This window comes from Microbispora bryophytorum, assembly GCF_043197435.1.
Taxonomy (GTDB): domain Bacteria; phylum Actinomycetota; class Actinomycetes; order Streptosporangiales; family Streptosporangiaceae; genus Microbispora; species Microbispora bryophytorum.
The window spans coordinates 866,839-879,500 of record NZ_JBICTF010000003.1; the positions used below are offsets into that span (position 1 = coordinate 866,839).

Below are 12,662 nucleotides of genomic sequence, written 5' to 3' on the forward strand. Positions count from 1 at the left end.
TACTCGCCACGCGCGCAGGGTGCGAGCGGCACGACGTGAAAGAGTGGGACGATGCACGACAGCGAGGTCGTGGCCGTCGGCCCGGGACCGCTCGCCTTCGACGACGTGGTACGGGTAGCGAGATACGGCGCACAGGTCCGCCTGACGGACGACGCGATCGCCGAGATGGCCGCCTCGCGGGGGCGGATCGAGGAGCTCGCGGAGGCCGACACCCCGGCCTACGGCGTCTCCACCGGGTTCGGCGCCCTCGCCACCCGGCACATCGACCCTTCGCTGCGCGCCCGGCTCCAGCGCAGCCTCGTCCGCTCGCACGCGGCCGGCTCCGGGCCGGAGGTGGAGCCGGAGGTCGTGCGCGCCATGATGCTGCTGCGCCTGCGCACGCTCGCCACCGGGCACACCGGCGTGCGCCCGGCCACGGCCCAGGTGCTGGAGGCCCTGCTGAACGCCCGGCTCACCCCGGTCGTCCACGAGTACGGCAGCCTCGGCTGCTCGGGTGACCTCGCCCCGCTCTCCCACGTCGCCTTGACGATCATGGGTGAGGGCGTCGTGAGGGACGCCGAGGGACGCCTGCTGCCCACCGCGGAGGCGCTCAAGGAACACGGCGTCGAGCCCGTCGAGCTGGCCGCCAAGGAGGGGCTCGCGCTGATCAACGGCACCGACGGCATGCTCGGCATGCTCGTGCTCGCGCTGCACGACCTGTCGCGGCTCCTCACCACCGCCGACATCAGCGCCGCGATGAGCGTGGAGGCGCTGCTCGGCACCGACTACGTGTTCGCGGCCGACCTGCAGGCGCTGCGGCCCCATCCCGGCCAGGCGCTGGCGGCGGCGAACATGCGGACGCTGCTCGCCGGCTCGGGCGTGATGGCCTCCCACCGCGACGGCTCCTGCACCCGTGTCCAGGACGCCTACTCCCTGCGCTGCGCCCCCCAGGTCGCCGGCGCCGCCAGAGACACCCTCGCCCACGCCTCCGCCGTCGCCGCCCGCGAGATCGCCAGCGCCATCGACAACCCCGTCGTGCTCGCCGACGGCCGGGTGGAGTCCAACGGCAACTTCCACGGCGCCCCGGTGGCGTACGTCCTGGACTTCCTGGCCATCGCGGCGGCCGACCTCGCGTCGATCGCCGAGCGGCGCACCGACCGCATGCTGGACGTGGCGCGCAGCCACGGCCTCCCGGCGTTCCTCGCCGACGACCCGGGCGTCGACTCCGGCCACATGATCGCGCAGTACACCCAGGCGGCGATCGTGTCCGAGCTGAAGCGGCTGGCGGTGCCGGCGAGCGTGGACTCGATCCCGAGCTCCGCCATGCAGGAGGACCACGTCTCGATGGGCTGGTCGGCGGGTCGCAAGCTGCGCCGCGCCGTCGACGGGCTCACCCGCGTGCTCGCGATCGAGCTGCTGACCGCCGCCAGGGCGCTCGACCTGCGCGGGCCGTACGCGCCCGCGCCGGGGACCGGTGCGGTGGTCGAGGCGCTGCGCGAGGCGGTGGCGGGGCCGGGGCCCGACCGCTTCCTCGCGCCGGAGATCGAGGCGGTCGTCCGGCTCGTCGAGACCGGCGCCGTGGTCGCCGCCGCCGAGTCCGCCGTCGGCCCCCTGGGCTGAGACCTCAGGGGGCGGTGACCACCTCGACCCCCTTCGCCGGCTCCGGCCGGAACAGCCGTCCGGCCCGCACGGTCGCGCCGGCGGACGGCTCGCGGGTGACGAACCGGCTGAGGACCGGGCCGCACTCGTGCGGCCGGTCCATGCCGGTCGGGAACGTCCTGATGTTCAGGACTCGGTGGGGGTTCGCGCGGTCCGGGACGCCGCGAACGGAACGACGGCGGTGAGGTCGTGCCCCGCCAGCCCGGCCGCGACCGCGTCCGCGAGCAGGTCACGGGCGGCGGCGGTCACCGTCTGGTGGCTTCCCGGCCCCTCCGTGGCCAGCCGCAGGTCCTTGGCGGCCAGGCCGAGGGCGTACCTCGTCTCGAAGGGGCCCGACTCGACCACCGGCCGCAGCCGCTCCGCCAGCCCGGCGAGCGGCGTCGCCCCGAGGACGTCCAGGAGGGCGGTGCGGCCGACCCCGAGGCCGTCCGCGTAGGCCAGCGTCTCCGCGAGCCCTGCCTGGGCGGTCACCAGCGCGCTCATCACGGCGAGCTTGGTCGCGGCGCCCGATCCCGGCCCGCCCGCCTCGTGGACCGTCCCGAAGACCCCCAGCACCTCCGACACGCGGTCGAGGTCCTCCGCGCGGCCCCCGGCGAGCACGGCCAGCGTTCCCTCGGCGGCCGGGCCCACGCTGCCCAGCACGGGGGCGTCGACCAGGCCCACACTCTCGGGGAGCAGGCCGCGCAGCCGCCGCACCGCGTCGGGGCCGATCGTGGACATCTCCACCAGCACCGATCCCGGCCGCAGCCCCGGCAGCGCGGCCAGCACCACCTCGGACACGGCATCCGGATCACTCAACATGGTGATCACGATGTCCGCTCCGGCGACGGCCGCGGCGGGGGAGGGGGCCGCCTCCGCGCCCGGCATCTCCCGTGGCGTACGGTTCCACACAATCACCTTGTGACCGGCGGCGACGAGGCGGCCGGCCATCGGGACACCCATACGCCCCAAACCAAGAAAAGCAATCATGTCCTGGACATTATTGGAGGGAGAAACCACTCCACCAGCGACTAGATTGCATGGCGTCCATTCCCTTCGCTTGTGGATCCCCTGCCTCACGGATGGAGCATGTTCGACACCGACGCGCTTGTTCTGCTCGACGTCGTGGCCCGGACGGGGTCGTTCACGGCCGCCGCGATCCAGCTCAACTACACCCAGTCGGCCGTGTCCCGGCGCATCGCGTCCCTGGAGGCCCAGGCGGGCGGCCCGCTGTTCGCACGGCTGCCCCGGGGGGTACGGCTGACGCCGGCGGGCCGGACGCTGCACCGCTACGCCCGCGAGGTGCTGGAGCGGCTCGGCCGGGCGGCGGAGGAGCTCGCCGCCATCCACCAGGGCAGCGGCGGGCGGCTGCGGGTCGGCGCGTTCGCCACGGCCAACGCCGTGCTGGTCCCCGCCGCCCTGCGCGACCTGCGGGCCGCCCGCCCCGAGGTGACGGTCGGCATGGTGGAGGGCCTGAGCACCGTGCTCATGGACGGACTCGGCCGCGCGGAGATCGACATCGCGGTGGTGAGCGACTACCCCTCCGGGCTGGGGGCCGGTCCCGAGGTGGAGGTCACCCGCCTGATGGACGACGAACTGCTCGTCGCCCTCCCCGCCGACCATCCGCTGGCCGGGTGCGAGAAGGTGGACCTGCGCGACCTGCGTGACGAGAGCTGGATCGAGGGCGCACCTCCCGGCACCGTGACCATGCTCGGCGCCGCCTGCGCCCGGGCCGGCTTCGCGCCCAGGGTCGAGCTGCGGATCGGGGAGTGGACCGGCAAGCTCGGCTATGTGGCCGCCGGGCTCGGGGTGACGCTGGTGCCGGCCATGGCCGCGCCCGCCGTACGCGGGGACGTGGCGCTGCGATCGCTCGGCGAGTTCGCGCCGCGCCGCACCGTGTACGCCGCCCTGCCGCGCAGGGCCCCGCTCCCGGCCGCCCGCGCGCTGCTCGGCCTGCTGACCCGGCGGGCCGTCTGATTCACGGCTCCGGGAGCCACCCGGCCGCCCGGGGACGCGACAATGGACACGTGTACGACGCATTCGCCCACATCGGGGGATACCTGGCCACCGGCCTGCGGGAGGTGACCACCGACCTGGCCGCTCTCGACGGCTCCGGCTGGTGGGCGGTGGTCGTGTCGTACGAGGGGAAGGTCGTCTGCGCGCGGTTCGACACGGTGCGGCCCGCTCCGCTGCCCACGCCGCGCGGCCGGTGGCGGGGACCCGACCCCGGCGCCTGGGCCACGTCCCTCGACCGGGAGGGGTATGAGCGGGGCGTCCGGCGGATCAGGGACTACATCGAGCGGGGAGAGGTCTACCAGGCCAACCTCTGCCGCATCCTGTCCGCGCCGCTGCCCGCGCCGGACGTGGACCCCCTCGCCCTCGCCGTACGGCTGGCGGAGGGCAACCCCGCGCCGTACGCGGCCGTGGTGGGCGTGCCGGGGCTGACGGTCGTGTCGGCCTCGCCGGAGCTGTACCTGTCCAGGAGCGGCGCGGTGGTCGAGTCCCGGCCGATCAAGGGCACCGGCGTGACGGCGGACGACCTCCTCGACAAGGACTACGCCGAGAACCTCATGATCGTCGACCTGGTCCGCAACGACCTCGGCCGCGTGGCGGAGGTAGGCTCGGTGAGCGTGCCCTCGCTGTTCGTGGTCGAGGAGCACCCCGGGCTCGTGCACCTGGTGTCCACGGTGAAGGCGCGGCTGGCCGGCGGCGCCGGCTGGCCGGAGCTGATCACCGCCACCTTCCCCCCGGGTTCGGTGACCGGAGCGCCGAAGTCCTCGGCGCTGCGGATCATCAACGAGCTCGAACCGGAGCCCCGCGGGCCGTACTGTGGGGCCGTGGGCTGGGTCGACGCCGACCGGCGCGAGGGGGCGCTGGCGGTCGGCATCCGCACCTTCTGGATCGAGCACGACAGGATCCGGTTCGGTACGGGCGCGGGCATCACCTGGGGGTCCGACCCCCGGAGGGAATGGCACGAGACCGAGCTCAAGGCCGCCCGGCTCATCGGCCTCGCGTCCGCGGGCGGGCCGCGACATCGGTAACGAACGGAGCAGGAGATGTCTGTACCCATCTGGGTGAACGGGGAGCTGTACGAGCCCGACAAGGCCGTGGTCTCGGTGTACGACCACGGGCTGATGGTCGGCGACGGCGTGTTCGAGACGGTCAAGGCGGTGAACGGGGAGTCCTTCGCGCTGACCCGCCACCTCGACCGGCTGGCGCTGTCGGCCAAGCGGATGGACCTGCCCGAGCCCGACCTCGCCGCGATCGCCGACGGCGTGCGCCGTTGCCTGGCGGCCGCGCCGAAGTGGCCGCTGGCGCGCATCAGGATCACCTACACCAGCGGCCCCGGGCCGCTCGGCTCCGACCGGGGGTCGGCCGGCACGAGCGCGATCGTCATCGTGGGCGAGCAGGCGCCGTTCCCCGCCACGGCCGACGTCACCGTGGTGCCCTGGCCCCGCAACGAGCGCGGCGCGCTGGCCGGAGTCAAGAGCACCTCCTACGGCGACAACGCCAAGGCCCTGGCCTACGCCAAGGAGCGCGGCGGCGCCGAGGCGATCTTCGAGAACCTCGCCGGAAACCTGTGTGAGGGCACCGGAAGCAACATCTTCTTCGTCACCGGCGGCCGCCTGATCACCCCGACGCTCTCCTCCGGCTGCCTGGCCGGCGTCACCCGCGCGCTCACCCTCGAATGGTGCGGCGGCGAGGAGGCCGACGTGCCGATCTCGGCGCTGTACGAGGCCGAGGAGGCGTTCCTCACCTCCACGACCCGTGACATCCAGCCGATCAGGGCCGTGGACGGCAAGGTGCTGCCGCAGGCACCCGGGCCGGTCACGCTGGAGGCCATGAAGGTCTTCGCGGAGCGTTCGGCGGCCGACCTCGACCCGTGATCCTCAGTACGGGCGCTGGCTCTGGGCGTTGAGCTCCTCCAGGCGCACGGCCTTGGCGGGATCGGTCCGGGGGTCGTCTAAGCGCAGCACGTCGAGGCCCTTGGTGATGTCGCTGGAGTAGATGTAGCCGTTGTAGTAATAGGCCGACCAGGAGCCGCCGAGGTGAAGATCCGGCGGCAGCGGCCCTCGCTCGAAGTAGGCGATCTCCTGGGGATGGGCGGAGTCGGTGAAGTCCCAGACCGAGACTCCGCCCATGTACCACCCCTGGACCATCACGTCGCGGCCCGGGACGGGCACCAGCGCGCCGTTGTGGGCCACGCAGTTCTCCTCGGCGCTCTGGACCCGCGGGATCTTGAAGTAGCCCTGCCGGACGAGCCTGCGCTCCGGCGTCAGCGTGTAGATCGCGTCCGCTCCCTTGGTCGCGCTCACCGAGGGCAGGCAGGTGGCGGCCATCCCGCCGCCCATCTCGTCGCTGAAGACGACCTTGGTGCCCTCGTTGTCGAACGTGGCCGAGTGCCAGATGGAGAAGTTCTTCTCGTCGCGCACGGTCTGCAGCAGCGTGGGGTGCACCGGGTCGGAGATGTCCAGCAGGACGCCGTCGCCGAAGCAGGCGCCCGCGGCCAGGTCCTTGTCGGGGTAGACGGTGATGTCGTGGCAGCCGCCCGTCTCCTCCTCGCCCGCCGGCCTGCCCGCGAACAACTCGGGCTTGGCCACGACCCGCGCCTGCCCGGGGTCGGCGACGGGAACCTCGACGATCGAGATGTTCTGGTGGGGCGGCCGGCAGTTCGTCGTGTCCGGTTCCGGGCCGGGGGAGGAGACGTACAGGTAGACCGTGCCCGCGTCGCTGCCCGGCACGACGGCGTGCGTGTGGGAGCCGCACTCGGTGCGTACGGCCTTGAGGTAGCGCGGGTGGGTCTTGTCGGAGATGTCGAAGACGCGGATGCCCTCCCACGCTCCCGCGGCCGCCGGGTCTCCGGCGTCGCTCGCGCAGGTGTCGTCCGTACGGGGTTCGTCCACCGACAGGAACAGCAGGTCGCCGGAGACCGAGATGTCGTTCTGCCCGCCGGGGCACCGCACCCGGGCGACGGCCTTGGGGTGCTCGGGGTCGCCGATGTCGTGCACCGTGAAGCCCCCGTAGTTGCCCACGAACGCGTAGCGGCCCTGGAAGGCCATGTCGGTGCCCCAGTCGTCCGGGCCGTCGAACGGCGCCGCCAGGGGGACGTTGGCGACCAGCGTCATGTTGGGGCTGTGCCGGATCTCGTCCTGGCCCGGGATGCCGGTCGGGGCGGCCGCCGGGGACGACGCGGGCTCCGCTTCGGAGGCGCAGGCCGGGGCCAGGAGGACGACGGCCGCCACCAGCACGGCCTTCAGCCTCGCTCTGCTCACATCGCCCCCAAGTCAGCGGATCATCACCCACTATGGAAGTTATGTCGAGCCCGGGGCCGGTGCGGACCGGATTGGTAACGGTTGTGCTGGCAGTTGCGCCGGTGCTGGCCGCCTGCGCGCCCGAGGCCGCTCCACCGGCGCGCGCCGACGCACCGGTGATCGCCCCCGGCGCCCCCGGGCAGTCCGAGTCCCCGCCGGCCCGCCCACGGGCGGCGGAGGGGCCGGTGGCGGCGGACGTGCGGTTCGCCGAGGAGATGATCCCGCATCACCGGCAGGCGCTGGAGATGGCCGGCCTGGCCGCGGCGCGCACCGGGGACCCGCTGGTGACGGCGGTGGCGGACCGGGTGGTGAACGGGCAGCGCCCGGAGATCGCCGTGATGGAGTCGTGGCTGCGAAGCCTGGGCCGCACCCCGCCGCCCGCGCACGATCACAGTACGGGCGATCACAGTACGGGCGATCACGGGATGAGCGGCTACGGCATGGCGAGCGAAGAGGAGCTCACCCGCCTGCGTACGGCGCGGGGGCGCGCCTTCGACACGCTGTTCCTCACGCTGATGATCCGGCACCACGAGGGCGCGGTCGGCATGGCGGCGCTGGAACTGCGCCGAGGACGGGACCGGGCCATGCGGACGATGGCCCAGGACGTCGTCTCCGGCCAGCAGATCGAGATCGCGCGGATGCGGGGGATCGAGCGGAGGCTGGGCCAGGGAGTGTCTGACAAATGCTGCCCGTCGCCGCCTGTGCCAGGCACGGCTGGGCGCGATTCGTCAGACACCGCCTGAGTCGTTAGGAGCTCCGTCGCTAGGAGCTCCAGAGCATGTTGGTGAGCTCCTCGTCCAAATCCATGAAGTCGGTCTCACGACCGGCTGAGACGAGCTCGTAGGTCCGATGCAGGAACTCGGTGAGAGGGGCCAGAGGCACCTCGAACAGGGCCTGGCCGAAGGGCGAGGTGAGGCTGATGTTGAGCGTTCGCTCACCGTCCGAACGGGCCGGCCACACCTGGACGTCTCCGTCTCCCACGCGCCGCACGATGCCCACGGTCAGCAGCTCACGGGCGAAGATCCACTCGACCGGCTCGTCGTTCCCCACGTGGAAGGCCATCCGGATGGCGTACGGGTCCTCGGCCGTGTAGCTGAGGCCGGCGAGCAGGGGGACGGTCGTACGGTCGGGGACCACAAGCCGAAGGCCCAGCTCGGCAGAGACGGTGGTGCTGTTCATCGTCAGCCAAACCTTTTCGTCGTCGGGTCCCCTGTCAGGGGCTTTCACTGCGTCTTCACTGTGCGGTCGGGCCTCGCCGGGCGTTGGTGCTACGAGACGAACGAAGAGACCCGTAGGAAAGATTCCGCCTCCAGGCCCTTCTGTAACGCAGATCACAGCTTGACATTCGGTCATCTACCAGCTCAAACATCACCAACAGGCTTGTCCTTACCTCTGCTTTGCGTGTCGGCGGGGCCGCGCCGGCGATGCCATTGCGGGCGAATGATCTCAGGTCGTGCGTATAGGTCGAGCATGGAGCATCACGATGCTATGACACCACACCCCCACGCCGGGGATGGTCTGGCGAACCTTTCGAAGGTGTTGACGAAGGCGGGACGATCGAGCCGACCGGTCCGTGCTTTCGCCACCACCCCCTCGAGTGCGGTATGGTTTTCCCCGTCGGCGCCGCAAGGCGCAGACGATCCCGGGCGATTAGCTCAGCGGGAGAGCGCTTCGTTCACACCGAAGAGGTCACTGGTTCGATCCCAGTATCGCCCACACGATCAAGGCCCGTCGGAGACCACATCTCCAACGGGCCTTTTCGCTGTTCAAAGCTTTGGCCTCTAGCCGCTCGGGCCGCCCCCCCGTAGAGATCAGCGGCGGGGAGGACTGTTTGATCCAGGTCGGCGGTCTGGCCGATCTGCTTCACACCGAAGAGGTCACTGGTTCGATCCCAGTATCGCCCACCATGTTCGTGCAGTTCAGGAGGCCGGGCCGCTGTCCAGCGGGTCGGCCTTTCACTTCGTCTGGGTGACTACTGTTCCGGTGCTCTATGGATCGGTTGCGTCATCAGTCCATCCAGTGGAACCAGACGTCGAAGATCGAGTGGGGCGGTCCGTCGTCGAGGTTCGTGTCGATCCTCAGGTGGGGCAAGGCCGGTCGGCTGAGGAGACGAGGACCGACGAGGGCGATGCGGTGTCGATCCAGGACCTGGAAGATCTGTTCGCAGCCCTTCTCCCATCCGGAGATCGGCATTTCGGTGACGGCGTTGAGGCAAGGCATGGAGTGGTACCCGTGACCGTCGGGGTGATGGGAGCGCTCGTCGGGCGACAGCACGCACGCGATCGGGGCGAGGCGGCACAACGCCACTGATAATCCTTGAACCGTCGTGTGGCCGTCTAGATCGACGCGACGAGCGGATCCGTTACGCCGGGTCAAGAAGACGTCCACGAACGACGCGTAGCCGGAGCCGTAGTGTCCGAACTCCGCGTGCTCCACGACCAGTTCGGGAACTCGATTGAGATTGGCGACCACCCGGCGCAGGTACCCTTCCGCGGCCCGCACCCCACCTGCCCAGGCGCCTTCACGGCCTACCAATTCGTCCCGGGAAGCGCGGATCTGCGAATCGCGATCGAAGAGGAAGGCCTCGACGTCGGCAGGTACGTGATCGTCCTTGCGCATGCCGACAGTCTGCCGGACGATGTGAGCTGATCGATTCGGCGGAACATTCGGGGTGCCCCAGGCCGCGGCGGTAGCCTGATGGCATGACAGCCGAGCCGGTGCATCACGCCGAGGACGACCCTGCGGAGATCTTGCGTGTGCTGCCGGAGCGGTGGCACGAGCAGTTCCTCAGCGAGTACCACAGCGCGTTGGACGCGGCCCACGAGGTATGGCGGTTCCAGCAACTCCGCGAGCTGTTGCGTGTGTGGCGACTGCATGCGGCCGCGGTGTCCAATCCGGACTTCGCCCGTGCCGAGCAAGCGGTTCGCGAGGGCCGGCGTGACGAGTTCGTGTCGATGGACGATGCTTTTCCTGGCTGGGCCGACCGCCGATGAGCTACCGTGTGGAGCTCCACGTGGCGGCGCTGTCTCAGATGAAGGGCCTGCCAGGAGAGGCGCTTGATGCCCTGATCTCACGCACGACGGATCTTCTGGAAGAGCCATGGGATGCGCGCTCCCTTTACAAGGACGAGCCCGAATTCCGGATGACTACCTTTGGAGAGTTCGGCGTCATGTATTTCAAGGTGGACGAGGCCGACGAGCTCATCACCATCTTCAATGTGACATGGGCGGGGTAACGGCGAGACGTAGCAGCAAGTCGGATCGCGTCGGTCATCGGATGATCTGCTTCACACCGAAGAGGTCACTGGTTCGATCCCAGTATCGCCCACCAGCATCACAGCAGGTCAGAGCCCGGACGGCGACACAGCCGCCGGGCTCTTTTTTTGATCGTGCGTTGCTCGTGCGTTATCGCGTTCGCCGCACGCACCGCGTCGTGGGCGTTCGGCGCGAGGTGGGCGTACAAGGGCCGTTCCTTCCGGCGGTCGCAGCGCGTACAGCGAACTCATGCTGCCCGAGAGCACACAGTCCGAGCCGCACGCACCCCACGGCTTGACGGGTTCAAGGGCTTGACTCAACATTTCAAAAGATGTTTGAAACTCCCGCCATCGTGCTGGTACACGGTGCCTTCGCCGATGGTGCCAGCTGGGCGCCAGTGACGCTGCGGCTACTTGACCAGGGCGACAAGGTCCTCGTGCCACCCGTCTTCAACCACCGCCTGTCCGGCGACGCGGCTTACATCGAGGCGTTCGCGGTATCACAGTGGCCTCTGTCGACGATCGCGTTAGGGGAGCCCGCATCGGTGGCCGCGTGGAAGACAAGCCGGGCTGGGAATCGTCTCCAGCGCCGACCGCACCATCAATCCCGATGTCGAGCGTGTCGGTTACAAGCGGGCCGGGCTGCGGAAGGTGATTGAGATCGATGCTCCTCACCTGGTGATGCAGACCCACCCGTCCGAAGCGGCGACCTCCATCACCGACGCGATCGCCGAACTCGGCTGAGATTCAACCTGGCACACAAGGAGCAGAGGTATGACCATGGCAGGAAACCCTTTGGGCATCTCGCTTGAGAAGGCGGCGCAGGGGTTCATCGATGCGACCGCGGAGCCCCCGTTTCTCCACCAGCTTGCTCCAGAGGCGGGTCGCAAGGCCGTCGACGCAGTGCAGGACAGTCCGATCTTCAAACCCGAGATCGACGAGGAGTGGATCAGCGTCGACGGCGGCCCCACCGGTTCGGTGAAGGTCCGCATAGTCAAGCCCAAAGGCGCCGTCGGAACCCTTCCAGTGATCATCTACACCCATGGCGGCGGCTGGGTGTTCGGCGGTGCGCACACCCACGACCGCCTCGTACGCGACCTGGCCGTCGGCGCGAACGCGGCCGTGGTCTTTCCCGAGTACGACCGTTCCCCGGACGTGCAGTACCCGGTCGCGAACGAGCAGTCCTACCGTGTGGCTCAGTGGGTCGACACCGATGGCGCCGGGAAGGGGCTGGACTCTTCGAAGATCGCTATCGCGGGCGACTCGGTAGGGGGCAACATGGCCATCGCTTTGACGCTTATGGCGAAAGAACGCGGTGACGTCTCGTTCGTCCAGCAGGTGCTGTTCTACCCGGTGACCGACGCCAACTTCGACACCCCTTCGTACACGGAGTTCGCCGAAGGCTACTTCCTCACCCGCGAGGCGATGAAGTGGCTCTGGGATCAGTACACCATCATTGAGCAGGACCGCGCACAGGTCACGGCCTCGCCGCTGCGCGCCACCGCCGAGCAGCTGACCGGCCTGCCGCCCGCGCTGATCATCACCGCTGAGGCCGACGTTCTGCGGGACGAGGGGGAGGCGTTCGCGGGCAAGCTGCGTGAAGCGGGCGTTCCAGTCACGCAGGTGCGGTACGGGGGGATCATTCACGACTTCGTAATGGTCAACGCCATGCACGACACTCACGCGGCCAAAGCTGCCGTCGCGCAGGCCGTCGCCGTTCTCAAGGAAGCCCTGCACGGCTGAGCCAGTCGTCGGTGCCGGGCCGACATCACCGGTCCGGCACCAACCACGTGATCAGGTTTATGTGCCCGCGACCGGCGACATTCGGGTGTATCTCCGGCCAACCAGTGCCAGGGCTGTTCGGAGTTGGGATCAGAGGGTTGTCGATGGACGTGCCCTTGACACAAAATTCAACTCAGTTGATCATCCTTGTGTTAAGTCTTCACGCGGATCCGGGCCGTCGGCTCGGTGGAGTTGTCGAGCCCGCCAACGCCCCCGGGGACACAAGTAGCGGGGCGTCGCCCGATCGACTCAAGGAAGTGGGAGCGACCATGATCACCCCGTATGACGACGAGGACGGCACGTTTCTCGTCCTGATCAATGACGAGAGTCAGCAGTCGCTCTGGCCACAGACGTTCGGTGCCGAGCCGGACGGATGGCGTTCCTCCAGCACGCCTCCGGCTCGGCGAACACCCCCAAGGGTGTGACGATCGCCGACGGCGCCTTGACCGCGAACCTGTAAATGGTCATCACGACCGTCGGCTCATGCCGCCGATGGACTTGCTACGTGTTGCGAGCCGCTGCCGGGCCACCGGCACCGCCGCGCCCATTTCCGGCTACGAGTCGTGCGTCCGCCGCCTCGGCGACCGCGACCCGGCGACGGTCGGCGTCCCAGGCACCACCTGAGCGGCGAGCCATTCGCCGCGTCCGCGGCGTACGTCCCCTCCAGCCGGCTCTTCTGAGAGCTCCGGCCGGTGGAA

15 protein-coding genes and 1 tRNA gene are annotated in these 12,662 nt (G+C 69.7%); 11 read left to right on the forward strand and 5 right to left on the reverse strand.

Annotation, left to right across the window (positions count from 1 at the left end; all coding sequences use genetic code 11):
* Positions 1-51: 51 nt before the first annotated feature.
* A complete protein-coding gene (hutH, locus tag ACGFIB_RS13165) occupies positions 52-1,599 on the forward strand; it encodes a histidine ammonia-lyase (protein WP_357243875.1) in 1,548 nt (515 codons plus the stop codon).
* A 4-nt stretch (positions 1,600-1,603) separates the two neighbouring features.
* Here hutH and ACGFIB_RS13170 read toward each other — a convergent pair whose 3' ends face one another.
* Positions 1,604-1,741, reverse strand: a complete 138-nt coding sequence (locus ACGFIB_RS13170; protein WP_357243872.1) for a hypothetical protein — start codon at positions 1,739-1,741, stop codon at positions 1,604-1,606.
* A 23-nt stretch (positions 1,742-1,764) separates the two neighbouring features.
* A complete protein-coding gene (locus ACGFIB_RS13175; protein ID WP_357243869.1) occupies positions 1,765-2,580 on the reverse strand; it encodes an NAD(P)-dependent oxidoreductase in 816 nt (271 codons plus the stop codon).
* Positions 2,581-2,706: 126 nt separating this feature from the next.
* Here ACGFIB_RS13175 and ACGFIB_RS13180 point away from each other — a divergent pair, with 126 nt between their 5' ends.
* The 3 genes from ACGFIB_RS13180 to ACGFIB_RS13190 are packed head-to-tail and all read left to right on the forward strand — an operon-like array spanning position 2,707 to position 5,504.
* The gene (locus tag ACGFIB_RS13180; RefSeq protein ID WP_357243866.1) at positions 2,707-3,594 is read left to right on the forward strand and encodes a LysR family transcriptional regulator; all 888 of its coding nucleotides are present in this window, start codon (positions 2,707-2,709) and stop codon (positions 3,592-3,594) included.
* Positions 3,595-3,644: 50 nt separating this feature from the next.
* The gene (locus ACGFIB_RS13185; protein ID WP_357243863.1) at positions 3,645-4,658 is read left to right on the forward strand and encodes a chorismate-binding protein; all 1,014 of its coding nucleotides are present in this window, start codon (positions 3,645-3,647) and stop codon (positions 4,656-4,658) included.
* 15 nt (positions 4,659-4,673) lie between these two features.
* Positions 4,674-5,504 carry an aminotransferase class IV gene (locus ACGFIB_RS13190; RefSeq protein ID WP_357243860.1) on the forward strand — a complete coding sequence of 277 codons (831 nt, stop codon included), beginning with the start codon at positions 4,674-4,676 and terminating at the stop codon, positions 5,502-5,504.
* 3 nt (positions 5,505-5,507) lie between these two features.
* Here the strand turns inward: ACGFIB_RS13190 and ACGFIB_RS13195 are convergent, their stop codons facing one another.
* Positions 5,508-6,890, reverse strand: coding sequence for an LVIVD repeat-containing protein (locus ACGFIB_RS13195; protein WP_393371360.1), 1,383 nt, complete (start codon positions 6,888-6,890; stop codon positions 5,508-5,510).
* Between the two features lie 83 nt (positions 6,891-6,973).
* On the opposite strand from ACGFIB_RS13195, the gene ACGFIB_RS13200 reads away from it, so the two are divergent.
* Positions 6,974-7,672 carry a DUF305 domain-containing protein gene (locus ACGFIB_RS13200; protein WP_393371363.1) on the forward strand — a complete coding sequence of 233 codons (699 nt, stop codon included), beginning with the start codon at positions 6,974-6,976 and terminating at the stop codon, positions 7,670-7,672.
* Between the two features lie 19 nt (positions 7,673-7,691).
* On the opposite strand, the gene ACGFIB_RS13205 is transcribed toward ACGFIB_RS13200, so the two are convergent.
* The gene (locus ACGFIB_RS13205) at positions 7,692-8,108 is read right to left on the reverse strand and encodes an SsgA family sporulation/cell division regulator (protein ID WP_139575157.1); all 417 of its coding nucleotides are present in this window, start codon (positions 8,106-8,108) and stop codon (positions 7,692-7,694) included.
* A 465-nt stretch (positions 8,109-8,573) separates the two neighbouring features.
* Between ACGFIB_RS13205 and ACGFIB_RS13210 the strand changes: the two genes are divergently transcribed.
* Positions 8,574-8,645 (forward strand) — tRNA-Val (locus ACGFIB_RS13210).
* Between the two features lie 291 nt (positions 8,646-8,936).
* Here ACGFIB_RS13210 and ACGFIB_RS13215 read toward each other — a convergent pair.
* Positions 8,937-9,548, reverse strand: coding sequence for a hypothetical protein (locus tag ACGFIB_RS13215; RefSeq protein ID WP_393371366.1), 612 nt, complete (start codon positions 9,546-9,548; stop codon positions 8,937-8,939).
* Positions 9,549-9,631: 83 nt separating this feature from the next.
* Here ACGFIB_RS13215 and ACGFIB_RS13220 point away from each other — a divergent pair, with 83 nt between their 5' ends.
* From ACGFIB_RS13220 to ACGFIB_RS13240, 5 genes are all read left to right on the forward strand, one after another.
* Positions 9,632-9,922 (forward strand): DUF6247 family protein, encoded by a 291-nt coding sequence (locus ACGFIB_RS13220; protein WP_142570526.1) that lies wholly within the window; start codon positions 9,632-9,634, stop codon positions 9,920-9,922.
* Positions 9,923-9,930: 8 nt separating this feature from the next.
* Positions 9,931-10,164 carry a hypothetical protein gene (locus ACGFIB_RS13225; protein ID WP_142570528.1) on the forward strand — a complete coding sequence of 78 codons (234 nt, stop codon included), beginning with the start codon at positions 9,931-9,933 and terminating at the stop codon, positions 10,162-10,164.
* A 792-nt stretch (positions 10,165-10,956) separates the two neighbouring features.
* On the forward strand, positions 10,957-11,925 hold the full coding sequence (locus tag ACGFIB_RS13230) for an alpha/beta hydrolase (protein ID WP_373292533.1): 969 nt from the start codon (positions 10,957-10,959) through the stop codon (positions 11,923-11,925).
* Between the two features lie 308 nt (positions 11,926-12,233).
* Entirely contained in the window at positions 12,234-12,389 is a 156-nt protein-coding gene (locus tag ACGFIB_RS13235; RefSeq protein WP_357293904.1) for an MbtH family NRPS accessory protein, read from the forward strand.
* Between the two features lie 67 nt (positions 12,390-12,456).
* Positions 12,457-12,588, forward strand: coding sequence for a hypothetical protein (locus ACGFIB_RS13240; protein ID WP_393371372.1), 132 nt, complete (start codon positions 12,457-12,459; stop codon positions 12,586-12,588).
* The last annotated feature ends 74 nt before the right edge of the window (positions 12,589-12,662 follow it).

Excerpts from the sequence above, each read along its gene's own strand:
- ACGFIB_RS13215 (WP_393371366.1), bottom strand. The coding sequence starts at position 9,548 with ATGCGCAAGGACGATCACGTACCTGCCGACGTCGAGGCCTTCCTCTTC.
- ACGFIB_RS13175 (WP_357243869.1), bottom strand. The coding sequence starts at position 2,580 with ATGGGTGTCCCGATGGCCGGCCGCCTCGTCGCCGCCGGTCACAAGGTG.
- ACGFIB_RS13170 (WP_357243872.1), bottom strand. The coding sequence starts at position 1,741 with ATGGACCGGCCGCACGAGTGCGGCCCGGTCCTCAGCCGGTTCGTCACC.
- ACGFIB_RS13205 (WP_139575157.1), bottom strand. The coding sequence starts at position 8,108 with ATGAACAGCACCACCGTCTCTGCCGAGCTGGGCCTTCGGCTTGTGGTC.
- ACGFIB_RS13240 (WP_393371372.1), top strand. The coding sequence starts at position 12,457 with ATGGACTTGCTACGTGTTGCGAGCCGCTGCCGGGCCACCGGCACCGCC.
- ACGFIB_RS13220 (WP_142570526.1), top strand. The coding sequence starts at position 9,632 with ATGACAGCCGAGCCGGTGCATCACGCCGAGGACGACCCTGCGGAGATC.
- ACGFIB_RS13235 (WP_357293904.1), top strand. The coding sequence starts at position 12,234 with ATGATCACCCCGTATGACGACGAGGACGGCACGTTTCTCGTCCTGATC.
- hutH (WP_357243875.1), top strand. The coding sequence starts at position 52 with ATGCACGACAGCGAGGTCGTGGCCGTCGGCCCGGGACCGCTCGCCTTC.
- ACGFIB_RS13180 (WP_357243866.1), top strand. The coding sequence starts at position 2,707 with ATGTTCGACACCGACGCGCTTGTTCTGCTCGACGTCGTGGCCCGGACG.
- ACGFIB_RS13230 (WP_373292533.1), top strand. The coding sequence starts at position 10,957 with ATGACCATGGCAGGAAACCCTTTGGGCATCTCGCTTGAGAAGGCGGCG.
- ACGFIB_RS13190 (WP_357243860.1), top strand. The coding sequence starts at position 4,674 with ATGTCTGTACCCATCTGGGTGAACGGGGAGCTGTACGAGCCCGACAAG.